Source organism: Ignavibacteriota bacterium (assembly GCA_016708125.1).
Taxonomy (GTDB): Bacteria; Bacteroidota; Ignavibacteria; order Ignavibacteriales; family Melioribacteraceae.
The window spans coordinates 2,092,757-2,118,189 of record JADJGF010000001.1; the positions used below are offsets into that span (position 1 = coordinate 2,092,757).

Sequence of the window (25,433 nt, forward strand, 5' to 3'; positions counted from 1 at the left end):
GGAAAAATATGAATTCAGTAAAACTTAATAATGGTGTTGAAATGCCGATTCTTGGTTTTGGAGTATTTCAAGTTACAGATCTTAAAGAATGTGAAAATAGTGTCCTTCAAGCAATTGAAGCCGGTTATCGACTTATCGACACTGCCGCAATTTACATGAACGAAACAGCAGTTGGAAATGCTATCAAAATTAGCGGTGTTGAAAGAGAAGACCTTTTTATAACAACTAAACTTTGGGTGCATGACACAGGTTATGAAAAAACAAAAGCTGCATTTGAAAAATCGTTAAATAAACTTCAACTAGATTATCTTGATTTGTATTTAATCCATCAGCCATATAGTGATGTTCATGGTTCATGGAGAGCAATGGAAGAACTCTACAAAGAAGGAAAAGTGAGAGCAATTGGTGTAAGCAATTTTCACCCCGATCGAGTAATGGATATTATTGCTTTTAACGAAATTGCTCCGGCAGTAAATCAAATTGAAACTCATCCATTCAATCAACAAATAGAAGCTCAGAAATTTTTAATTGATACTGGAGTTCAATTAGAATCTTGGGGCCCATTTGCAGAAGGAAGAAACAATCTATTTCAAAACGATTTACTGCTTTCTATTGCTGCAAGGTATAATAAAAGCTTAGCTCAAGTTGTGCTTCGTTGGCTTACACAAAGAGGAATAGTTGCAATACCTAAATCTGTAAAAAAAGAAAGGATAAAAGAAAATTTCAACATTTTTGATTTTGAATTAAATCCAGAAGATATGAAAGCAATTGCAAATCTTGATATGAAAACCAGCTACTTTTTCGATCATCACAATCCGGAAATTATTAAATGGATGGGAAGCAGAAAAGTTGACTTATAGTGTTACGGATAAAAAGTTGAAGTAATATAATTAAATAAAATTTTTAGGAATAAGTTGTGAAAAATATATTTGTGAATAATCTACTAATAGGAATTCTCATGTTAATGAGTTTAAATATCAAAGGGCAAAATAAAATAGAAAATCCTTTTACACTTGTTTACAAGGGTGCAATAATAGAAAATCTTTCAGGTGAGGTAAATATTCGACAAGTAAATTATAAACTTAATGGCATTGAAATATCTGCAAATGTTTATACACCAGCAAATTATGATTCTTTGAAAACTTATCAAGCTATTGTTGTTGCACAGCCTAATGGCGGAGTAAAGGAACAAGTAGCGGGATTATATGCCCAACGTTTGGCAGAATCTGGTTATATCACCATTGCTGCCGATGCATCATTCCAAGGAGCCAGCGGTGGGTATCCTCGTAATGTTGATAAACCATCAAATAGGATTGAGGATGTAAGAGGAATGGCAGATTTTATCTCACATTATAAAGGTGTAAACAAAGAGAATATAGGTTTATTGGGAATCTGTGGCGGTGGAGGTTATTCATTAGCTGCCGCTCAAACCGATAAAAGATTTAAAGCTGTAGCTACTTTAAGTATGTTTAATTCCGGACTAGTAAGACGAAACGGATTTATGAATTCCCAAGTATCTTCAATTCATGAAAGATTAAAACAAGCATCTGATGCACGCGCTCAAGAAGCAGTGGGTGGCGAAGTTATATATGCCGCAAATGCAGAAATTACAGATGAAATGGCTGATAAAATGCCATTCGATTTATATCGAGAAGGTCATTACTACTATAACAGAACTCATGCGCATCCCAATTCAACTTTCAGGTATACTATGAGTAGTCTGCTCGATTTGATGGCTTTTGATGCAACCACTAATATGGATTTAATAAATCAACCTTTGTTAATGATTGCCGGAAGTAAAGCCGATACATATTACATGTCAGAAAGCGCATTTAAACTTGCTACTGGCACTAAAGAAAAGGAATTATTTTTGATTGATGGAGCAACTCACATTCAAACATATTATGTTCCAGAATATGTAGATCAAGCAATGGACAAACTCAACGAGTTCTTCGACAAGTATTTATAATTTTTTTAATAACCAATAAGGATAAAATTATGAAAACAAAAATTATGCTTCTCTTTCTAACATTTTTAACAGCGAATTTATCACTTGCACAAAATTCTTCTGAAGAAGAGGAAATTATTAATCTTTCCAAAGCCAAATGGCAGTGGATGTCAGACAAAAATGTAGATAAGCTAGATTCACTCTTCCATGAAAAGTCTATGTTCGTGCATATGGGTGGAACTTGGGGGAAAGAACCGGAAATCAACATAATAAAGAGTGGTGGAATCTGGTATAAGAATGCGGACATTCATGAAGTATCTGTAAAAATTATTGATAATACTGCAATCCTATTAAATAAAATTACACTGCTTGCAGTTGTCGGAGGAAATGAAGTTACCAATCCTTTTGAAGTTACTGAAGTGTATATAAATCAAAATGGAAATTGGAAATTAGGTTCACTATCATTTACTAAGCTGCTTATCCCTAATGCTCAATAAGTATCGGTAATTCACAACAATAATAAAGTGGTTTAGAGAATTAAGAATACAATAGTTGCAAACAATTAAAAGGGAAAAAATGAAAACAGCAAAAAATTATTTTCGTCTACTTCTTATAGTTTTCTTTTTCGTCAGCATCAATAATATTAATTCACAAGGTAAAGAAAATGTGCCAACCTTAAAATTGAACAATGGAATTGAAATGCCCCAATTGGGGATTGGCACTTTTGCAGTCTCATACGATGATGCAAAGGCAGCATGTCTCGAAGCTTTTAGAAATGGTTTCCGCCATGTGGACTGTGCTACCGCATATCGTGTTGAGGGAGCAGTTGGTGAAGCAATGAAAGAGAGTGGAATTCCGCGTGAAGAATTTTTTATTACAAGCAAATTATGGGTTTCCGATTATACAAATGGCAAAACCCTTGCTTCTATTGATACAATACTGAAACGCTTTCAGACAGATTATATTGACTTGCTCTATATCCATCAGCCTATTGGAGATTATATCAATGCATGGAAGGATATGGAAAAGGCTGTTTCATCTGGAAAGGTACGATCATTAGGAATCAGTAATTTCGATGCCAGCAACGAACGTTTCCATGCAATTGTAGATAGCATGAAAATTAAACCAGTTGTGTTGCAAATAGAATGTCATCCATACGCGCAACGTAACGATATTAGAGAGTGGGTTAAACCTTACAACATTATTATAGAGTGTTGGTATCCACTAGGTCATGGAGACAAGGGATTGTTAACCGACCCGGCAATTAAAAATATTGCCGAAGCACATGGAAAAAGCATTGCCCAAATAATTCTCCGTTGGCATATCCAAGAAGGTTTCTCTGCAATTCCGGGATCCAAAAATCCAGTTCATATCAAAGAAAACATAAGTATTTTCGACTTTGAGTTGAGTAATGCTGAAATGACAACAATGCGTTCACTTAACAAAGACAAACGTTTTTTCAGTGTAACATTAGAACAACTTGATAGCTGGGTTAGATAATCAATAGCAAACGAACTGTGGGATGAATAATGAATGATGTATAAAAACCTTTACCCACTTGCTTATGCGCTGTGTCAATTAATAATTGAAATAAATAACATTAAAATAGAACGATATGAAAAAAATAATATTAGAAATCATTTTATTCTTTATTTCATTTTCAATAAATGCACAACATGCAGAAAATACTACTACTTATGTAACTGTTAATACAATCTCCGGAATTTTGAGAGGCGTTAACGAATGCGAATGTGAAAGTTTTAAGGGTATCCCGTATGCTGCTGCTCCAGTTGGTGAATATCGTTGGCGTCCTCCACAGCCTTGCCCCAAATGGGAAGGAATTCGTGATGCAACAAATCTCGGAGCAAATTGTGCTCAAGCAGGATGGCCTCGCGGTTCAGGCTCTATTGCAGAAGGCTCATCGGAAGATTGCTTATTTATCAATTTATGGAGACCAGAAGGAGCAAAGCCGGAATCAAAGTTACCAGTAATGGTATGGATACATGGTGGTGGTTTTGTTGGAGGAGCTGGATCTTATCCGGGTTTTTCCGGTGATCAGTTTGCAAAGCAAGATATAATTCTAATTACATTCAACTACCGTCTTGGTAGACTTGGCTTTTTTGCATTTCCCGCATTAAGTAAAGAATATCCGGAAGAACCTAAGGGCAACTATGGTTATATGGATCAAATCGCAGCACTAAAGTGGGTACAAAGTAATATTGCATCGTTTGGAGGCGATCCAAACAATGTAACTATTTTTGGTGAATCTGCTGGTGGTGTTTCGGTACATTCATTATTGACAATTCCGGACGCCAAAGGTCTTTTTCACAAAGCTATAATTCAATCAGGAGGAGGTCGGGATGGTGTTCTTACTGGCAGACCAATAAGTGAAGAAAATGCTGATTTGTATTACCCGGTTTCTGCCGAAACGATAGGAATTAATTTTGCACGGAAACACGGAATCGAAGGAACTGATGAAGCTGCTTTAGTTAAATTACGAACACTAAGTGTGGAAGAGATTGTAGATGGTGGACAAGAAAGTGATGGTCAAGGAGAATTGCCAATATACTCTGGTCCAATTCTCGATGGAAAATTGGTTGTAGAAACTGCTGAGAGTGCATACGAGTTTGGCAGACAAGCAAACGTTCCGCTCATAATTGGTTCGAATAGCGCTGAAGTTCCGGCAGGGTTCGTAAATGCTAATTCCAAAGAAGAATTACTGTCTTTATTTGGAAATTTTAAAGACGAAGCAAATAAAGTGTATGATCCAAATGGGACTGCTGATTTTGCTGAGATGCTTACAATGGTCAATACTGACAAGGTATGGGCTGAACCGGTAAGATTAACAGCAAGAGCTTTTGCAAATGAAGGAATTCCAGCTTATGTATATCTTTTTTCTTATGTAGCTAATTCAATGAAAAATTGGATGCGATTTGGTGCCGGACACGGATCAGAAATTTCTTATGTGTTTAATAATCTTAGTAATCGGAATGGAATTGTAATTGAATTGAAAGACCAAGAAGTTGCTAATATGATGAATGCTTATTGGGCTAACTTTGCCAAGACTGGTAATCCCAACGGTAAAGGATTGCCGCACTGGCCAATTTATAATTATGAAAAGGATGAGATTTTAGAGTTTCAATCTGATGGTTCAGTGGTTGGAAAATCAGATCCTAAAAAAGCAAGACTTGACTTAATCGAAAAATCAGTAACAACTGGAAATCTTCGTTAATCCAGATATTTTTTCTGAGCTTAAAAACTAAGATTGTAAACTTTAGGAGAAATGATACAAATGTTGGTAAATGAAAATAAAAACAACTTTACTAAAATGATATTTACATTAGTTATCAAAAATTACTTAATGATTTTTGTTGTATTTGTTTCTTTGACACTTAATCATTTAGCTCAAAGTGAAATGGATGCGAGACTGTCATTAACAAATATGCAACGTAGCATAATTTCGATTTCAGCATTTACGGCAAAAGGCAAATTGTCAGAACTAAAATCTGCTCTGAACGTAGGATTAGATGCGGGTTTAACTATCAATGAAATAAAAGAAGTAATTGTTCACCTTTATGCTTATTGCGGTTTCCCTCGCAGTATAAGAGGATTGCAGACTTTTATGGATGTGATTGAAGAAAGGAAATCTAGAGGAATTTATGATATTGTTGGTGCTGAATCATCCGATATAATTGATGAAAATACCAAATATGAGCAAGGTAAAATAAATTTAGAAAAACTAACTGGGAAACCGCAATCTGAATTTAAAGGCGGATATGCAGAATTTGCACCAATTATAGAAATATTTTTAAAAAAACATTTATTCGCCGATATTTTCCAGCGAGATATTTTAACCTTTGCCGAAAGAGAATTGGTTACTATATCAGTGTTAAGCTCAATTGGCGGAACAGAACCAATGCTTAAAAGTCATTTATCAATTTGTCTGAATCTTGGCTTGACTCCAGCACAATTGAATGAATTTGTTGGAGTTATTCAATCAACGATTGGTGAAAAAGAAGCAAAAGATGCACAAACTGTTTTAAATGAAGTTTTAAAAAACAAGTAACGGCAATATTAAGATAAATGAAAAAAATCCAATGAAGAAAAACAAAATTATTTACAGTCTGCTTGTTATTTTTATTATGAATACTTCATGTAAACAAAGTACTCAAAATAAACCGGCATTTGCAAAAGGAAACAAAATAACCAACGATAACTTTACTGGTTCAGCATGGTTAGAAATGTTTGTAAAAAGTGATAGTATTTTCAACGCCTCAATTGGCAACGTTACATTTGAGCCAAAAGCGAGAACGAACTGGCACAAACATCCGGGCGGACAAATACTTCTTGTAACAGACGGAAAGGGGTTTTATCAGGAAAAAGGAATGCCGGCTCAAATTATTAGAAAAGGTGATATTGTAAAAATAAAACCTTATGTAGAACATTGGCATGGAGCTGCATCAGACAGCGGTTTAACTCATATTGCCATTAGTCTTAATACAGATATAGGAAATGTTATTTGGTTAAATTCAGTTACAGATGAAGAATATTTCAGTATTAAAAATTAGTTGATTATATTAAAAGTAATTTAACGTACTTATAACACTTTCATTTTATATAAATTCAACCAATTTGAGTAATAACAAATCTAATAAGTGAACAAAAGTTATATACGAATTAAATCAATTGTTGTGAAATTCTATGGGTTTTGACGAAGATAAAGAGCTTGTGTAGTTGTTATTAATTATAGGAAGTTTTTCATTTGCAAATTTTTGAGAAGATTGGCATAGAACATTCTATTTATTTACTTACAAAATAAACAAATATTTTATCTCTAAAATGGATAAAGACTTTAAATAATATCGTATGATTTTGTTAAATTAAAACAAGTGAAACTTTCAAATAAATAAGAGTATGTCGATAATTAAACCCAAACTTTTTACAACGTTAAAAAATTATAATAAGCAGCAATTTATTTCTGATTTAACCGCAGGTGTAATTGTTGGAATTGTTGCTTTACCTCTCGCAATTGCTTTTGGAATTGCAAGCGGAGTAACCCCGGAAAAAGGAATTATAACTGCAATAATTGCTGGCTTTATTATTTCTTTTTTTGGCGGAAGTAGAGTACAAATCGGCGGACCAACCGGTGCGTTTATAATTATTGTTTACGGAATTATTCAAGAATTTGGAACAACCGGATTAGCTATTGCAACAATAATGGCGGGCGTAATTCTAATAATGATGGGATTGGCAAAATTCGGTTCGCTGATTAAATTTATTCCTTATCCAGTTGTTGTGGGGTTTACAAGCGGTATTGCATTATTAATTTTTTCTACTCAAGTAAAAGATTTTTTTGGTTTAGACATAAAAACTGTTCCGGCTGAGTTTCATGAAAAGTGGATTATTTATTTCGAAAAATTTTATACAATAAATTACTATGTCTTTGGTATTGCAATGTTGGCTCTTATAATAATGATTTTTTGGCCAAAAATAACTCACCGGATTCCAGGTTCACTAATTGCAATAATTGTAACAACAATAATTGTTATAGTATTTAAATTACCTGTTGACACAATTGGCAGTAGATTTGGAGATATCCCTTCCAACCTTCCTTCTCCAAGTTCATTTGATATCAATTTAGATATAATTAGAAAATTAATAGAACCTGCAACTGTAATTGCATTACTTGCAGCAATTGAATCTTTACTTTCCGCAGTTGTAGCAGATGGAATGATCGGCGGAAAACATAGAAGTAATATGGAATTAATTGCTCAAGGTTTAGCAAATATAATAACACCAATATTTGGTGGAATACCGGCAACAGGGGCGATTGCAAGAACTGCAACAAATATTAAAAATGGCGGAAGAACACCAGTTGCTGGAATTGTACACGCAATTACACTTTTGTTAATTATGCTTTTCTTTGGAAGTTATGCAAAGCTAATACCAATGGCAACTTTAGCTGCAATTCTTGTAATTGTTTCTTATAACATGAGTGAATGGAAAACATTTAAGTCGCTGTTAAAAAGTCCCAAAAGTGATGTTGTAGTTTTATTAACTACATTTTTCTTAACAGTAATTTTTGATTTGACAATTGCAATAGAAATTGGAATGATATTAGCCGTATTATTATTTATGAAACGAATGGCAGAAGTATCCAATGTAAGTGTAATTACAAGAGAATTTGAAGATGCTGAAGATATACTTGATCCGAATGCTATTGATAAAAAACAAATACCTGTAGGTGTTGAAGTATTTGAAATAAACGGACCGTTCTTTTTTGGTGCTGCAAAGAAATTTAAAGATCAAATGTTTGCTATTGAAAAACCACCCAAAATTAGAATTATTCGAATGAGAAATGTTCCGGCAATTGATGCAACTGGTTTGCAAACATTAAAAGATTTTTATATTGATGCAAAAAGACAAAAAACTAAATTAATACTTTCCGGTGTGCACACACAACCTTTGATGGCAATGACTCAAGCGGGATTATTAGAAATATATGGGGAAGATAATATTTTTGGAAATATTGATGATGCGCTTGATCACGCACGAGGAATGCTGGGACTTTCAAAATTAGGCAGACCAAAAGATTTTATTGCAACAGTTAAAAGAGATGTTAGTAAATGATTATTTTGTAAAAATTCTGCACATAAAATGGCGTTAAATTTAAAAGAAATTTCACACATGCTGATAATTTCAGAAAATGATATTCAATAATTAATTTTTTAAAAATTCTCTTCCAAAATCTTTATAATACAATTGACTTAAATAAACAACAAATAATAGTGTGGGCTATAATTCGAAATCATCCGTTTAATAATTCTGATCAACTGAATTATTTCCATTTTGAAAAATTATTTTCAAATTGAAAACAATAAATTAAAAATTAGGCAATAAATAGAAAGATTTGTTCGTTTAACTTTCGGCACAAATATTGACTATTTCCTTTGTGAATTTCATTTCATATAAATAATAATTGAATATTTTAGTATATAAGTAATAAAAAGAAGAAGTTATGAATAAAGGAAATGTTTTAATAATAGACGATCAACTTGAAATAAGAAATCTTCTTTCAAAGTTGTTGGAATTAGAAAATTATAATTCATTCTCAACGGATAATATTAATGATGGAATAAAAATAATTTCCGATGAAGATATTCAAGTAATTATTTTGGATGTAAGACTAAAAGAAGTAAACAGCATAGAATTCATTCCAATAGTAAAAAAGCGTAATCCATTTATTGAAATTATTATGTTAACAGCATATGGCAAAATTAATGACGGAGTTCAATCAATAAAATTAGGCGCATTTGACTATATTGTAAAAGGTGATGATGATGATAAAATAATTCCAACTGTAGCAAAAGCAATTGATAAATATAGACTATCAACAAAACTTAACAAACTTGAAAATAAAATAAGAAGTAAATACAAATTTGAAAATATAATTGGTGCTTCCGATAAAATAAAAGAGGCAATTAGTTTAGCTAAAAAAATTACGGATTCTGATTCAACAGTTTTGTTAACTGGTGAAACTGGAACTGGAAAAGAAGTTTTTGCACAGGCTATTCATTATGAAAGTTATAGAGCAGATAAACCTTTTGTAGCAATAAATTGCAGTGCAATTCCAAAAGATATTTTAGAATCTGAATTATTTGGATACAAAAAAGGAGCTTTTACCGGAGCAATAACAAATAAGAAAGGTTTGTTCGAAGAGGCAGACGGAGGAACTTTATTTCTTGATGAAATTAGTGAAATAGCATTTAATTTACAGGCAAAATTATTGCGAGTTCTAGAAACAAATAGTTTTATTAAACCCGGAGATTCAAAAGAAACAAGTGTTGATATTAGAATTTTAGCTGCAACAAATAAAAACTTAGATGATGCAATCAGTAATGAAGTTTTTAGAAAAGATCTATATTACAGAATTAGTACATTTGTTTTAAATTTACCTTCACTGCGTGAAAGAAAAGAAGATATTACAGTACTTGCAGATTATTTTATTTCACATTTTTCAAAAAAATTAAACAAACAAATAATTTCTGTTGACCCGGAATTTCATATTAAGTTAATTTTATATCCATTCCCAGGCAATATTAGAGAATTGCGCAATGTTTGTGAACGCGTTGTTATACTTTCGGAAAATGGAATTATAACTTCAAAATATCTTCCGCAAGAATTTTTTATACAAACTAATAGTGATTGGTCCAATGAGAACGATCTTTCACTTTCAAAAATAGAAATGCATCATATTCAGAAAATTCTAACATTTACTAATAATAATAAAAATAAAACTGCAGATTTATTAGGAATTGGCTTAACTACATTGTACAGAAAAATTGAGCAATATGGTTTATAGAAAAAGTAAATAAATGTTAAATCTTAAATCTAAGATATATGGCAGTCTCTCAATTCTTATTATTACAATAATAGTTTTAGGTTTTTACGGAATTTATTCACTCAGGAAACTCTCAAATGATTCGAAAGCAATTATCAAAGATAATTTTCTATCCATAGATTATACTTTTTTAATGATTTCTGAATTAGATAAAATAGATGCATTAAATGATTCTTTAAAATTTCATTTGGAGAGAAATGAAAATCCGGATTTAGTGATAATCGATTCTCTCGCAAAACACTATTTCTCCTTTGAAAATTTACTTAAGCTGCAAAATAATAATATCACTGAAATTGGCGAATCTGAGCTAGTTGAAAAATTGAAACAGAGTTTTTCAACTTATAAGTTAGAAACTAAAGAATCAAATTATTATCAGAAAATTCATAACAGAAAAAAAAGTAAAAATTATCTTCAACTTATGAGAAATACAATTAGCGAAATTTACAACCTCAATATGAAAAGCATTTTACATAAGAAAAAAGTTGCAGAAAAAACCTCATCTGAAGTAATATCGATTATGTCGATTATATCATTTGTAAGCTTAGTTATTATCATATTTTTCGTAATTCGTTTTCCAAGATATATTGTCTCGCCAATTGTAGAACTAACTTCAAAAATAAAAGCTATTTCAGCAAAAAGCTTTGATCAAAAAATAGAATTTAAATCAAAAGATGAAATTGGATCACTTACAAGTGCCTTCAATGTTATGGCTTCAAGACTTATGGAATATGAAGAACAGCATATTGATCAATTATTGTTTGAGAAAAAACGAATAGAAAGTTTAGTGCAAGGATTAAACGATGGAATCATTTTATTAGATAAAGAAAAAAAAGTAATTCTGATAAACTCAAATGCATTAAAGATTTTATCACTTGAGAATCTTAGTATATTAAATAAAAATATTAGCGTATTAAATAAGTTATCGGAAAAATTAAATACAATTAGTAGTCAATTATTATCTAATGATAAAGAAATCAAACAAACAGAATTTTATGATCATGAGACCGATCAATATTTTAATGTGGATAAAATTGAAATTATGCAGGAAAAAGAATCGAGTAATAAAAATGAAGTAAAGGGAATAGTAATTATTTTAAAAAACGTTACACTTTTTAAAGAACGAGATTTAGCAAAAACAAATCTTATTGCTACAGTTTCACACGAATTGAAAACGCCAATTTCCTCAGTAAATTTAAGCCTAAAGCTGCTAAACGATTTTAGATTAGGAACTCTTAATGATGATCAAAAAAAATTAGTTGAATCAATTTCTCTTCAGAATAAAAAACTTTTACGTGTTGTAAATGAATTGTTGGATTACTCCCAAGCAGAAACTGGGAAAATAAACTTATTTATTGAGCAAATAGATCCAACTCAAATTGTTGATCTTGCAGCATCTGCACTTATGATTTTACTATCCGAAAAAGAAATTGAGTTAAAATTGGAATTGATGAAAAATCCGCCTTTAATTAGAGCTGATAAGGAAAAATCAGTTTGGATTCTTGTAAATATTTTAACAAATGCTATTCGATATTCACCTCAAAAAAGTCAGATTCTTATCGAAATGGTAAGGTTAGATAATTTTATAAAATATTCTGTAATTGATCATGGTTCAGGGATATCGCAGGTTGATATAGAAAATATATTTAAGAAATTTGTTAAATCAGACAATAAAAAAGGTACCGGACTTGGATTATCTATTGCAAAAGAAATGGTAGAATCTCAAGGCGGAAAAATTTGGGTTATGAGTGAAATAAATAATGGCAGCCAGTTTTATTTCACGTTACCAATCGCGTAAATATTTTCATTTTGAAAAACAATTTTCATTTTGAACTATATAATCAAATATTTTTAATACAAATCTCAAAATATTGTTTTTATTCCAACCAATTAATTTGGTACACAACTTGCCTTATTAATATCATGATCAAAATAAATAATACGAATAAACGCAGATATTTAAATGATAAAAAAGCTGTTGAATAATCTTTCGCCAATACAATTGTTAAGTCTTGGTTACTTAATAATAATTTTAACCGGAGCATTTTTATTAATGCTGCCAATTTCTTCAACCAACGGATCATCACAAAATTTTATTGATGCTTTTTTTACATCTACTTCTGCAATTTCTACAACAGGTTTAATTGTTGTTGATACCGGCAGCTACTATACTTTATTTGGGCAAATTGTAATATTATTCTTACTACAAATTGGAGGAATTGGATATATAGCAATTTATGTAATTATTGTTTTGTTAAGTAATAGCAAGTTTTCAATTAAAAGTAAAAAAGTTTTAAGAGAGTCCATTTCAAGATTACCGGAAGTTAATCTTATCAAATTTGTGAAATTAATTTTGCTATATACAACTGTTATTGAATCTATAGGCGTAATTTGTTATTACATTGTTTTTCAGAAAAAATTCACATTTTGGGAAGCAATTTATCAATCAATTTTTCATTCCATTTCAGCGTTTTGCACGGCTGGATTTTCATTATTTGTGGATAGTTTTTGTTCATATAATAATGATTGGCTGATAAATTATACAACGTACTTTCTTGTAATAACCGGCGCAATTGGTTTCTTTGTAATTTTTGATGTACTTCAAATTTTTAATAAGTCTTCTAATCAAAAAAAATTAACACTCCAAACAAAGATTGTTTTGTCTACATCGTTTTACCTTTATGCAATCGGCAGTATTTTAATTTTTATTACTGAGCAAAATAAATTTTCTACAAGTCTTACTTATAATGTTTTAATAAGTGCATTTCAAGCAATTTCAGCATCAAGTACAGTGGGTTTTAATTCTATTGATATTGGAAAAATGTCGGAAAGCAGCTTGTTTGTTTTAGTCATTTTAATGTTTGTTGGAGGTTCACCTGGAAGTACTGCCGGCGGGATTAAAACAATTTCATTTGCGCTGATAAATATTTTCTCAGTTTCATTAATTAGGGAAAAACAAACTCCTTCAGTTTTCAAACGAAGTATAAATATTAATAATTTTTATAAATCAACGGGACAAGTTTTTATTGGTTTTGTTTCAATTGTACTTTTCTCATACTTATTAACAATCTCAGAAAATATTGGATTTATGAAAGTTTTGTTCGAAGCGGTTTCAGCTTTTGGTACAGTTGGACTTTCAACCGGAATAACTTTTAATTTAACTTGGCTCGGAAAAATTTACATAACAATTTTAATGCTCATTGGTAGAGTTGGTCCATTTGCCTTAGGTTTAGTTTTCCTTACAAAATCAAATGAAAAATATTACAAATACCCGGAAGAAGATTTATTTATTTCATAAAAGGAGATTATAATGAATAATTTCGCAGTTTTAGGATTAGGTAATTTTGGTTTTAACATTGCAAAAAAATTATCGGAAAAAGGGAAAAATGTTTTAGCAATTGATTCTTCGCCAGAACAAATTGATAAAATTAAAAATATTGTAAATGATGCCGTAATAGGTGATATCAAGAATAAATTTTTCATAAATGAATTTATTGATACAAATATTGAAACCGCAATTATCAGCACTGGCGAAAATATTTTTGATAGTATTTTAGCTGTTCACCATGTTAAAGAAGTTGGAGTAAAAAATATTATTGTGAAAGCTGTTGATGAAATGCATTCACAAATTCTTAAAATAATGGGAGCAACAGAAATTATATTCCCGGAAAAAGATATCGCTGAGTGGATTGCAATTCGATTAGCGGAACCAAATTTAATTGAAAGAATTCCACTTTCACAAGATTATTCAATTGTTGAATATGCATGTCCCGATAAGTTTGCCGGTAATTCATTAAGAAAAATTCAACTAAGATCTAAATTCAACATATTATTGATTGCAGTAAAAGATATTCTAATAAATGAATTTATCTTAATGCCTGAAGCTGACTATATTCTTAAACCAGATACAACATTATTACTTATGGGAAAACAAAAAGATATAAATGATATGAAGTTGAAAATTTAAAAAGTATTTTAAATATTTAAAATCAAATTCACTAAATCGCATTTTCTTTAGAAGTAAAATGTGCATTTAAAATTTGTAAATTATTAAAATAGTTCAAAAGGTTTTTAGTTAGAAATTGAAAACTAAATTTTTTCAACTTGCTCTACAAGTGATTTGACTAATTCCGTTTGTGTAAAACCATTTTTCTGAACTCCGGAATATGAGTGAACTGAAATTTTACAGTAACTTAAATTGAGTTGATTTAAAATTATTCCCACATTTTTATTATTAACGCCGCCGGCAATAACTATTTCAATTTTGTTTTTTGCTTTTTCAATAATTTGATTTAGACAAGTAATTCCATCTAAAGCACTCTTTTTATTTCCCCATTTTGTTCCGCTTGTTAGCACGCGATTTACACCCAAATTAATTAACAATTCAATTGTTTCAATTGGATTAGGTGTTGCATCAAATGCTCTGTGAAAAGTAATTAGTAAATTATTTTGTTTGCTTAATTCTATCAGCGAAATCATAGAATCAACATCTAAATTGTTTTGATTATTCAAAACTCCAAAAACAACTCCATCCGCACCGGCGTTTGATGCAATTTTAATCTGCTCTTTCATTTCAAAAATTTCTTTTTTAGAATAGGAAAAATTTTCGGCCCGCGGTCTAATCATAACCATTAAGCCAGATTTCTCCCTAAATGCTTTTCTTGCTTCAGTAATTGAATCTAACTTTGGAGTTAATCCATCTACTTGCATTTCTCCGCATAATTCAATTGTTGATGCACCGCCGGAATATGCCGCTTCTACCGAATCTCTTAAGCTTTGTTCACCATCGCAATTAATGCACACTTCAACTTTAATCATAATGAAAATTAATAATCTTTTGTTTTTAATATCGTTTAAAAATAATTATTATGAAATTAAATGTAGGTTATAACTGTTACACTAATTAGGTTAAAAAAGTAAAAATATATTCACTAGTTTTTAAACTGAAGATTAAAATATTTTATTCATTGAAAATGTAATTATTTTTACTTTAATTTAAGTGTCCCCCAATAAATTTAATAACTTTTAAGAAAGTTGAAAAAAATATCTTCAGAAATTCTTAACATATCAAAATAAGACACGATATACAATTTAACAATTTTTTAGAAAGATCTGAAAAATGTCAAAGCAGAATAAGTTAGTTCTAATTGTTTCAGTTGGACTGCTCACTACAATTATTTCATTCATAGTTTCATATAGAATTGAGCAAAAAAGAGTTCAGATAATTTTTGAAAAAGCTGCAGTAGAAAGAACTGCGCTTATAATTCAATCTATAGAAATGACTGAATTAGTAACTGAATCAATGAGAAATTTGTTTTTAGTTACGGAAGATATTTCTTATCCGAATTTTCAAAAGTTTATTAACTCATTTAATAAAAAAATGATTGGAATTCAATCGTTAGAATGGGTTCCAAGAATTAAACATTCCGATAAAGAAAATTTTATTACCCAAGCAAAAAATACTTTATCTATTGATTACAAAATACTTGAATTAAATGCTGATCATAATTTAATTTCTGCAAATGAAAGAGAAGAATATTTTCCGGTTTATTATCTTGAACCAATAAAAGGAAACGAAGAATCTTTAGGTTTTGATTTAGCTTCAAATAAAGAGAGAAATGCTGCATTAAAAAATTCTGCAGAAAAGAATAGATTTGTTGCTTCCGAAAGAATTATTTTAGTCCAAGGTGAAAAAAATGAAATCGGGATTAGATTATTTGAACCAGTAATTAGAAATCTTTCTGAAAGCGAAACTGAAAATAAAAAACTCGAAAATTTAATTGGTTTTGTAGGCGGTGTTTTTAAACCTGAAAAAATTGTTGAAAATTCAATTTCTGTTTTGCAAAAGACCGATATTGATATTTACCTTTTAGATGAATCTGCGCCGAAAGAAAATCAATTATTATATTTTCATAAATCAAGATTTTCTCAAAATAATGAACAAACTAATTTTGATGAAGCCGAAATAAAATTTCATCAAAAAATTCAATATGGCGGAAGAACTTGGTCAATTACATGCATTCCAACTCAAAATTTCTTTGATGTAAATGAAGCGTATATTCCTCATTTAATTTCATTAATCTTCTTTTTCTTAACTGCATTTTTTTCGTTTTATTATTTTCGTCATTCGCAAGAAAAAGAAAGAATTAAAAATATTGTTGAAAAACGAACAAAGGAACTTAATGAAAGTAAACAACGTTTAGATTTAGCAATTAACGTTGCGGAATTGGGCTTGTGGGATTGGAATATTAAAACCGGCAATTTATACAATAATGAAAAATTTGCAACAATGCTGGAGTTCAAAGAAAATGATATTGAACCATTTTTTGAAAATTGGAAAAAGTTAATTCATCCGGATGATGAGGACGAAGTTCTGGATATTTTAAATCAGCATCTTGAAGGTTACACACCAAACTTTTCTGCAGAATTAAGGCTTGGTACAAAATCCGGTAATTGGAAATGGATTCAAACTTTAGGCAAAGTTGTGGAAAGAAATGAAAATGGAAAACCGGAAAGGGCAATAGGAATTAACATAGATATTACTGAAAGAAAATACATTCAGCAAAAATTAATTAAGTATAGTCAAAAACTAGAAAAACAAAATATTGAAAAAAGTAAAATATTTTCAATCATTAGTCATGATTTGAAAAGTCCTCTAGTTGCAATAAATGGTTTTTCGGAATTACTTGTAACTGATATTGATACATTAGATTTATCCGAAATAAAAAAATATTGCATTTACATTTATCAATCATCAACTTCATTAAATTCAATTTTAGAAGGATTGGCAGAATGGGGAAGATTGCAGCTTGGACAAATTACATTTTCTCCAAAATCTTATCAATTGAATAAGCAGATTGAAAAAGTAATAAATCAAGAAAAAATAAATGCGCTTAATAAAGAAATAGAAATTCAAAATAATTTTAATGGAAATTTTAAAATTTTTGCAGATGAAATTATGATAGAAACATGTATGCGAAATCTTCTATCAAATGCAATTAAATTTACTCCCCATAAAGGGAAAATTTATATTAATGCCGAAATGAAAGATGATAAAATAGTTACTTTTTCTGTTACGGATACGGGAGTTGGAATTCCCGAAAGTAATTTAAAAAATATGTTTAAAGATTCTTATCATATTTCTACAAATGGAACTTCCGGCGAAAAAGGAACCGGTTTGGGTTTAGGAATCTGCAAAGAATTTGTTGAGCGTAACGGCGGAAAAATTTGGGTTGAAAGTATAGAGAATTTTGGAACAACTTTTTATTTTACTTTGCGGACAGAAGATAGTTTAGACTACTTTAGGAATTTATAAAATATTTTGAAATATAATTACGCATTAAAAATTACAGAGAAAATAGAACCAACATTTTTTTCACTTTTTACTTTTAGTTCAGCATTATTTAATTCAGCATAACTTTTAACTAAAGATAAACCAAGTCCAATACCTTCGTAAGATCTTGTGTAACCTTGTTCTTCTTGGATGAAAGGATCAAAAATTTTATTTAAGTAAGCTGATGAAATGCCAATTCCGGTATCAGTTATATCAGCTTGAATATTTCCATATGAATTTACAAATGATTCAATTGTAATGCTTCCTTTGTTTGTATATTTAATTGCGTTGTCAATCAAATTAATAAACATTTGGTTAATTGAATATTGATCGCAGACTAATCTTAACGGTATTTTGGAATTTTTTAATTCTAAATGAATTCCTTTTGCAAAAGCTTTTGGATGAAGTTCTTTTATAATTGGCCAAAGAATTTCGTCTTCTAAATTAACTTCGCTTAATTCAATTTTATATTTTTGGTTATGAATTTTAGAAACATTTAAAATCAAATCAATTGTTCTTGTTAATCTATTGCCGCCGCGTTCAATATAATCAAATGTTTCAGCCATTTCCGGGTTAAGCTGACCATTTAATTCATTTCTAATTAATGCAGAGAAACTCAAAATTGAGTTTAATGGAGTTCTAATTTCATGAGAAATTTGCGCAAGAAAATCCGATTTTAATCGTGCAGCTTCTTCCGCTTCATTTTTTGCAATTAGCAATTCATCTTCATATTTTTTTCGTTCAATTACTCTTGCAATTTGATCGGCAACAAGTTCTAAAACTTCTTTATCTTTTTTTGTGTATAAATTTCCAACGTAATCTTTAATAATAATTGCGCCGATAATTTCACTTTGTATTTTTAATGGAATTCCTAAAATTGTATTTGGTTTTGCGATGTATTCAAACAATTGAGAATTGGTAACAAGCAATTCAATATCTTTTTCATCTAAAATATATGATGCACCGGTTTTTTGGATAAATTTAAATTCTTCTTCCAAATTATGTTTTTCATCAAACTCAATTTCACTTAACAAAAAAGGAAATCCCAATTGATTATTTTTTGAATTTAACAGACAAACTGCAAAATTTTTAATCGGCATTAATTGAGTTAAATATTTGTATATGGAATCGTAAAGATTATTATCAAGCTTTGATTTGTTAATAATATTTGAAATTTGCAGAAGAACCGATTGAACCAATTCATTTTTCAATCTGTTTGTAACATCAATTGCGGTTGTAATTCTTAACTTATTTCCGTCTTCGTCATTAACTCGCAAATTTGTTGTTTGAATATAAAAATAAGTGCCGTTTTTATGTTTAACTTTTTCTTCAGCTTTAAGAATATTTATTCCATTAAAAATTTTTAGATGATTTTCTCGCGCAACATTCTGTGAATCTTCAGAAAGTAAATTTAAATATGGAATTCCAACCAATTCAGATTTTTCATATCCAAATAATTCGGCAAAATGTTTGTTTATTTCAACAATATTTCCCTCAAAATCTGCAATACAGATTGCAGTTTGCGCTTCATTGAAAACAGACTTGAAAAAATCTATATACCTTTCCTTAGAATTTTCTTCCAATTCCTTTCCAATTACAGTATTTTCAGAGTTAATTAGCATTTTGAAGTATAATATGTTGACGTATTATCGGAAGTATTTGACAGATTTTGAGTTGCATCACACAATAATTCTTTAAATTGAACATCCCTTTACTTATTTTAAAATATAATTACACAAAGGAAATTGTTTTGCTGCTAATAGAAATTTTACCGGATAAATGCGATTTTTGCGGCTGCTGCGTTGGAGTTTGTCCGGAAGATGCAATCGAATTGAAAGAAGCGGAAATTAAAATTATTGAAGAACTTTGCACAAATTGTTCAAAATGTGTTTGGTCATGCCCAATTGAAGTTCTAAAATTTAACCGAAATGGAATTGAGGCTGCGGAATTATGAAAAATGAATACGATGTAATTGTTGTAGGTGCGGGACCAGCAGGATCAATGGCAGCAAAATTTGCATCAGAAAATGGTGTTTCTGTTTTGATGCTGGAAAAAGATAGAGATGTTGGTTATCCGGTAAGATGCGGTGAAGCTGTAAGTTTGGCCGGAATTGAAGAATTTGTAAAACCTGATCCCAAATGGATTTCTGCGGAAATTACAAAATTTAGTTTTATTTCTCCCGATAAAACCGAAGTAATAATTCCCTTCGAAGGAAAAGGAGTTATTCTAGAAAGAAAAATTTTTGATTATGAATTAGCAAATTTAGCTTCGCAAAAAGGGACAGAAATTTTAACACGAGCTTATGTTAATGGATTATTGATTGAAAACAATTCCGTCTGTGGAGTGAAATATGATTTTAGAGGAAAGCAATTTCAAATAAAATCTAAAATAGTAATTGGAGCTGACGGAGTTGAATCAAGAGTTGGGCGTTGGGGCGGATTAAAAACTCATTCGGATTTTAGAGATATGGAAAGCGGCATTCAAATCACCGCTTCAAATATTAATGTTGATCAAAATACTTGTTATTTTTATTGGGGAAGCGAATATGCGCCGCAAGGATATTTATGGATTTTTCCCAAAGGAAATGGTTTAGCAAATATTGGGTTGGCAATTACCGGAGATATTGGAAAGAAAAAATCAGCTTTATCATTTCTTAATGATTTTATGAAAAATTATTTTCCAAATGCGTCAGTTTTATCTTCGGTCGCCGGAGGAATTCCATTTACTCCAACTTTAGAAAAAATTGTAAATCCCGGAATTATGTTGGTCGGAGATGCAGCTCGACAAATAAATCCGCTTTCCGGCGGTGGAATTGTTAGCGGAATGATTGGCGGAAGTATTGCCGGGAAAGTTGCCGCTCATGCAATTAAAAATGATGATTTGCATAAAATTTATGATTATGAAATTTTGTGGCGAGAACGACTTGGTAAACGTCATGAAATGTTTAACAGAATTAAAAATGGAATTTACAAGTTCAGTGATGAAAAATATGATCAGATTGCACATTCTTTGGTTGAACTTCCCGATGAAAAAAGAACTTTGGGAAATGTTGCAAAAAAAGCTGTGATAAATAATCCTTCATTATTAATTGATGTTGCGAAAGTGTTTTTTAAGTGAAGACGAAAAACGGAAAACGAAAAACGGAAAAAAGTAAAAAATATTCTCTAAAAATTAATATAAAACTTCTGAAACATTATAAAATGTCATATTGAGCGAAGCGAAATATCTCGATTTAAAATTATTATGAGATTCTTCATCCCGCATTTTGCGGGATTCAGAATGACATTTAAGTGATAATTAAGTAGTTTCAATATATTATTGAAATCTCATATCTTTTGTCTGAAATCTCTAATCTATTTTAATAAAATTACTTTTTTTGATTCAAAATAATTATTAGCAGAAATTGTAAATAAATAAATTCCGCTTGTAACTTTATTTGCATTCCATTCAAAATTGTATTCACCGATTTGATGATTTTTATTTATTACTTCTTCAATTAATTGCCCGAGTAAATTATAAATTCTAATTTTTACATTTGCTGGCTGCGATATTTTATAATTTAAATTTGTCGTTATGTTGAACGGATTTGGATAAACACCAAACTCAAATTCTAAATTCTCATTTAAATTATTATCAATATCAGTTACGGTTGAAGGTGCATAAACGGAAACATTAATTAATTCCGGAGTTCCGGATTTGTAAATTTTTAACGAATGTTTGCCGGAATTTAAAAACTCATTAATTACAAAAGTTTGAGGACGTTTTTGTAATTCATTCCCAGTAATGATTTTCTGATTTGTTAAATCTATTTCTTTATCATCAATTGTAATTTCAATATCATCGGACGAATTCATATCAAATGAAAGTAGGCAAGTAATTTCAGAATTTTCTGAGATTTCTAAATCAATATTTTTGAAAAACCCATCTTCATCATTTGCTATTTGATTAAAATTATTATTGTAAATTAATTTTCCGCTTGGAGAATTTACTACAATTATATCGCTCACAAAAGGAGTTTCATCTGTATAAATTTTTAAATTATGATTTCCGGAAGATAGATTAACTGGTAATGAAATTGAATATCCATTTCCATTTATTAATTCACCGTTTAATGAATTTTGATTGTTCCAGCCATAATCAATATTATCAATAACAATTTTTAAATCATCATCAATCTCAATTTCAGAATAATTTTCTGCATTTCCGGTTATATAAATTAAAGCTTCACTTTGATCTTCAATTGTAAAATTATATTCTTTCCACAAAATTTCTTTTTCACCGTTTGGGTATGAATTTGGAGAATCCCAAAGTAAAATATTGCCAAAAATATTTCTTGAAATTTCTGTACCGTTTAATCCGCTAATTTCAACAAAATCCACAAAGATTGATGAAACTTCGGAAATATTATTCCAATATTCGCTGGGATCTTCAATATTTATTACTCGGTTATCAATCCAAACATCAAACCGCATTTTATCATCGGGAATATTTGAATTCGCCAAATAGAAAAGTTCATCATCAATATATAAAGAAGTAAAATTTTCTTCCCAAATTATTTTATAAGTATGCCATTCTGTTTCATTAAGTTTATTTTGTAAATTCATAGTTTTTTTGTTGCTTAAAGAATCACTGGCAACGCCGAATAAAAACCAATTATATTTTTCTTCAGTTAAAACACTTTTTTGCTGCATTATCCACGCAACATCGTAATCAAGAAATAGATCAATTAAAGTTAAATCTCCATCCCAAAAACCCCAGCCTCTTGATCCAATATGCTGCGGCGAGCATTTTATTCTTGTTCTTAAAATTGTTCCCGGCAAATAAGGTTCGGTCGGATCATAAATTTCTGTATTGCAATATTCTGAACTTTCGGCGTTTAACAAAGTGAGTTGCAGCATTCCATCTTTAACAATGGGAATTGTTTGATTTCCATCTGCTCTATAAAACCAATAATTATTTTTACTTTGAAAATCATCACGCAAAATTAATTGTGCATTTACGGAAACTGAGAAAAATAGAATAAATCTTAAAATATTTTTCAATTGGGCAATCTTTCTATTTACTAAAATTTGGCAGAATAATTATTGATAATCACAATAAAGAATTTTTCGAATAGCAATTATAATATTTCTAAATTAAAATTATGTGTTATTAAACAATGAATTTATTAGAATCATATTTTTTAGAATAAATATAAACAACTAAATAGAATTCTATTTTTATTAAATTTAACTACATAATAAAATTTTTAATTTAGAATATTTATAGAAAAATATATGCCTTCCAGCTGGGGAATTAATCCTAATTATTTACATAATGTTTTTAAATATCTTGATTCCGCAATTATGGTTGTGGATGACAAGGAAGAATTTTTAGTTTGGAATAAAGGTGCCGAAAAAATTTTTGGTTATTCACAAGAAGAAATTATTGGAAGAAATTCTTCCGCACTTTTGCCAGGTGGACAAAAATATATTACCGAATTAAATAATATTATTGAAGAAGTAAAATCAAAAGGTTTTGCCGAAGTAATTGAAACAGAAAGAAAATCCAAAGATAATAGAATAATTCCGGTCCAGCTAAATGTTGCAAAATTGCCGGGAGAAAATAATTCATATGCCGGAAGAACTGTTATTATTACAGATGTTTCTGAGGTTAGAAAACTTCAGCAGCAAGTTGATCAATCAGAAAAGCTTGCGGTAATTGGACAGTTAGCAGCGGGAGTTGCGCACGAAATTGGAAATCCGCTTGCCGCAATTTCTTCAATCGTACAAATTTTGCAGAGAAAATCTACAGATCATTTTACAAGTGAACAGCTTGCAAATGTAAAGGATAATATAAATCGAATTTCAAAAATTGTGAGAGAGTTAGTTGATCTTTCTCGACCGCCAAGTCATGATGAAGTTATTACTCAAATTAATGAAGTTATAAAAACCGCCGTTGGAATTGTTAAATATGATAAACGTGTAAAAAAGGTGGAGTTTAAAACTTATCTTGATGAAAATTTACCGATGATAAAAGTGGTTCCCGATCAATTAATTCAAGTATTTATAAACATTTTAATAAATTCTTTAGATGCCGTTGAAGGAGAAGGAATTATAAAAGTAAAATCATTTTATAAGGAAAAATTTATTTTTGTAAGTATAAGTGATAACGGCTGCGGAATAGATGAAAAAGTAATTTCGAAAATTTTTGATCCATTCTTTACAACAAAGCAAGTTGGTAAAGGTACAGGGCTTGGACTTTCCGTAAGTTATGGAATAATTAAAAAATTTAACGGAGATATTAAAGTAGAAAGTCAATTGGGAAATGGAAGCGAGTTTCTTGTTCAAATTCCAATATAACTTTTAAGAAAGGAAAATTATGGATATAAAAATTTTAATTGCCGATGATGAAAAAGGAATTCGCGATTCGCTCCAAATGATTTTGAGCGAAGAAGGATTTCAAACAATTGCTGTTTCAGATGGTGCTGAAGCACTTGAACTGATTAAAAATAATGAATTTCAGTTAGTGATTTCTGATATTAAAATGCCCGGAATGGATGGAATTGAATTGCTTGAAAAATGTTCTAAAATTTCTCCCGAAACTTATTTTATAATGATGACGGCTTACGCATCTGTAGAAACTGCAATCGGCGCTTTAAGAAACGGAGCATATGATTATTTGCTAAAACCGGTTGAGTTTGATGATATTTTGAATAAAATAAAACGACTTCTTGATTTCAAAAAACTTTCCGATGAAAATAAATTTTTGCGACAAAAAATTTCGGCGAAAGCAGATTTTGAAAATATAATCGGCAAAAGTGAACCGATGAAAAAAGTATTTAATATAATTTCTCAAGTTGCGCCAACAAATACAAATATTTTTATTTCGGGAAAAAGTGGAACTGGAAAAGAACTTGTTGCAAAAGCAATTCATTATAACAGTAAAAGAAAAGACAAAATATTTCTGCCGATTAACTGCGGAGCAATTTCAGAAAATTTAATTGAAAGTGAATTGTTCGGACACAGAAAAGGTTCATTCACCGGAGCAGTTGGAGATAAAGACGGATTATTTAAAGTTGCTGATGGAGGCACTTTATTCTTAGATGAAATTGCCGATCTTCCGATTAATTTACAAGTAAAATTATTGCGCGCAATCGAAGATAAAGAATTTATGCCGGTAGGCGGAATTAAACCAGTAAGAACTGATGTAAGAATTATTGCAGCTACAAATCAAGATATTTACGAAAAGACAAAATCCGGCGAATTTAGAGAAGACCTTTATTACCGTTTAAATGTTGTTGAAATTAAACTTCCTTCACTAAATGAAAGAAGGGAAGATATTCCGCTTTTGGTCGATCATTTTGTTGAAAAATATTGCAACGAAATGGGAAAGCCTGTAATCGGCGTAAATAATGAATCAATGAAAAAATTAATGAACTATGATTGGCGAGGCGGAGTTAGAGAACTTGAAAATATAATTGAAAGAGCGATAATATTTTCCAGCGGCGATAAAATTGAAGTTAATGACCTTGCAGATAATGTAAATTCTTCAGTAAGCATAAACAACATGCCGGAATCAATAAAAGAAGCAACTTTAATTTTTGAAAAGGAACATATTAAACGAGTTGTAAAAAAATATGAAAATAATAAAGAGGAAGCTGCAAATGCTTTAGATATTGGCTTATCCTCACTTTATAGAAAAATGGAATTGTTGGGAATTCCAACAAGATCAATTAAAGAATAAATTATTTATTAAAAAATTTTATGTAATTT

General features: G+C 30.2%; 20 protein-coding genes. 17 read left to right on the forward strand and 3 right to left on the reverse strand.

The window, feature by feature from the left end; translation table 11 throughout:
* Positions 1-8 precede the first annotated feature (8 nt).
* From IPH62_09250 to IPH62_09305, 12 genes are all read left to right on the forward strand, one after another.
* A complete protein-coding gene (locus IPH62_09250; GenBank protein ID MBK7105457.1) occupies positions 9-860 on the forward strand; it encodes an aldo/keto reductase in 852 nt (283 codons plus the stop codon).
* A 98-nt stretch (positions 861-958) separates the two neighbouring features.
* Positions 959-1,969: an alpha/beta hydrolase gene (locus IPH62_09255; GenBank protein MBK7105458.1), complete on the forward strand. Its 1,011-nt coding sequence runs from the start codon at positions 959-961 to the stop codon at positions 1,967-1,969.
* Between the two features lie 29 nt (positions 1,970-1,998).
* Positions 1,999-2,445 carry a nuclear transport factor 2 family protein gene (locus IPH62_09260; GenBank protein ID MBK7105459.1) on the forward strand — a complete coding sequence of 149 codons (447 nt, stop codon included), beginning with the start codon at positions 1,999-2,001 and terminating at the stop codon, positions 2,443-2,445.
* A gap of 79 nt (positions 2,446-2,524) precedes the next feature.
* Entirely contained in the window at positions 2,525-3,448 is a 924-nt protein-coding gene (locus tag IPH62_09265; GenBank protein MBK7105460.1) for an aldo/keto reductase, read from the forward strand.
* 115 nt (positions 3,449-3,563) lie between these two features.
* Complete coding sequence (locus IPH62_09270) at positions 3,564-5,180, forward strand: carboxylesterase family protein (GenBank protein MBK7105461.1); 1,617 nt, start codon at positions 3,564-3,566, stop codon at positions 5,178-5,180.
* A gap of 96 nt (positions 5,181-5,276) precedes the next feature.
* Entirely contained in the window at positions 5,277-6,014 is a 738-nt protein-coding gene (locus IPH62_09275) for a carboxymuconolactone decarboxylase family protein (protein MBK7105462.1), read from the forward strand.
* 76 nt (positions 6,015-6,090) lie between these two features.
* Positions 6,091-6,516 carry a cupin domain-containing protein gene (locus tag IPH62_09280; protein ID MBK7105463.1) on the forward strand — a complete coding sequence of 142 codons (426 nt, stop codon included), beginning with the start codon at positions 6,091-6,093 and terminating at the stop codon, positions 6,514-6,516.
* A gap of 346 nt (positions 6,517-6,862) precedes the next feature.
* Positions 6,863-8,578, forward strand: coding sequence for a sulfate permease (gene sulP / locus IPH62_09285; GenBank protein MBK7105464.1), 1,716 nt, complete (start codon positions 6,863-6,865; stop codon positions 8,576-8,578).
* Between the two features lie 388 nt (positions 8,579-8,966).
* The gene (locus IPH62_09290) at positions 8,967-10,310 is read left to right on the forward strand and encodes a sigma-54-dependent Fis family transcriptional regulator (protein ID MBK7105465.1); all 1,344 of its coding nucleotides are present in this window, start codon (positions 8,967-8,969) and stop codon (positions 10,308-10,310) included.
* 13 nt (positions 10,311-10,323) lie between these two features.
* Positions 10,324-12,144 carry a HAMP domain-containing protein gene (locus tag IPH62_09295; GenBank protein MBK7105466.1) on the forward strand — a complete coding sequence of 607 codons (1,821 nt, stop codon included), beginning with the start codon at positions 10,324-10,326 and terminating at the stop codon, positions 12,142-12,144.
* Positions 12,145-12,309: 165 nt separating this feature from the next.
* Entirely contained in the window at positions 12,310-13,644 is a 1,335-nt protein-coding gene (locus IPH62_09300) for a Trk family potassium uptake protein (GenBank protein ID MBK7105467.1), read from the forward strand.
* Positions 13,645-13,656: 12 nt separating this feature from the next.
* Entirely contained in the window at positions 13,657-14,313 is a 657-nt protein-coding gene (locus tag IPH62_09305; GenBank protein MBK7105468.1) for a TrkA family potassium uptake protein, read from the forward strand.
* A gap of 122 nt (positions 14,314-14,435) precedes the next feature.
* Here IPH62_09305 and IPH62_09310 read toward each other — a convergent pair whose 3' ends face one another.
* Positions 14,436-15,164: a copper homeostasis protein CutC gene (locus IPH62_09310; protein ID MBK7105469.1), complete on the reverse strand. Its 729-nt coding sequence runs from the start codon at positions 15,162-15,164 to the stop codon at positions 14,436-14,438.
* Between the two features lie 301 nt (positions 15,165-15,465).
* On the opposite strand from IPH62_09310, the gene IPH62_09315 reads away from it, so the two are divergent.
* The gene (locus IPH62_09315; protein MBK7105470.1) at positions 15,466-17,661 is read left to right on the forward strand and encodes a CHASE domain-containing protein; all 2,196 of its coding nucleotides are present in this window, start codon (positions 15,466-15,468) and stop codon (positions 17,659-17,661) included.
* 17 nt (positions 17,662-17,678) lie between these two features.
* Here the strand turns inward: IPH62_09315 and IPH62_09320 are convergent, their stop codons facing one another.
* The gene (locus IPH62_09320; protein MBK7105471.1) at positions 17,679-19,301 is read right to left on the reverse strand and encodes a PAS domain S-box protein; all 1,623 of its coding nucleotides are present in this window, start codon (positions 19,299-19,301) and stop codon (positions 17,679-17,681) included.
* Between the two features lie 95 nt (positions 19,302-19,396).
* On the opposite strand from IPH62_09320, the gene IPH62_09325 reads away from it, so the two are divergent.
* Both IPH62_09325 and IPH62_09330 read left to right on the forward strand, forming a co-directional pair.
* On the forward strand, positions 19,397-19,633 hold the full coding sequence (locus IPH62_09325; protein MBK7105472.1) for a 4Fe-4S binding protein: 237 nt from the start codon (positions 19,397-19,399) through the stop codon (positions 19,631-19,633).
* Positions 19,630-20,796 carry an NAD(P)/FAD-dependent oxidoreductase gene (locus IPH62_09330; GenBank protein MBK7105473.1) on the forward strand — a complete coding sequence of 389 codons (1,167 nt, stop codon included), beginning with the start codon at positions 19,630-19,632 and terminating at the stop codon, positions 20,794-20,796. The genes IPH62_09325 and IPH62_09330 overlap by 4 nt, the downstream gene beginning before the upstream one ends.
* 236 nt (positions 20,797-21,032) lie before the next feature.
* Here IPH62_09330 and IPH62_09335 read toward each other — a convergent pair whose 3' ends face one another.
* Positions 21,033-22,721, reverse strand: coding sequence for a T9SS type A sorting domain-containing protein (locus tag IPH62_09335; protein MBK7105474.1), 1,689 nt, complete (start codon positions 22,719-22,721; stop codon positions 21,033-21,035).
* Between the two features lie 234 nt (positions 22,722-22,955).
* Between IPH62_09335 and IPH62_09340 the strand changes: the two genes are divergently transcribed.
* Positions 22,956-24,020, forward strand: coding sequence for a PAS domain S-box protein (locus IPH62_09340; GenBank protein ID MBK7105475.1), 1,065 nt, complete (start codon positions 22,956-22,958; stop codon positions 24,018-24,020).
* A gap of 19 nt (positions 24,021-24,039) precedes the next feature.
* The gene (locus tag IPH62_09345; GenBank protein ID MBK7105476.1) at positions 24,040-25,404 is read left to right on the forward strand and encodes a sigma-54-dependent Fis family transcriptional regulator; all 1,365 of its coding nucleotides are present in this window, start codon (positions 24,040-24,042) and stop codon (positions 25,402-25,404) included.
* Positions 25,405-25,433 lie beyond the last annotated feature (29 nt).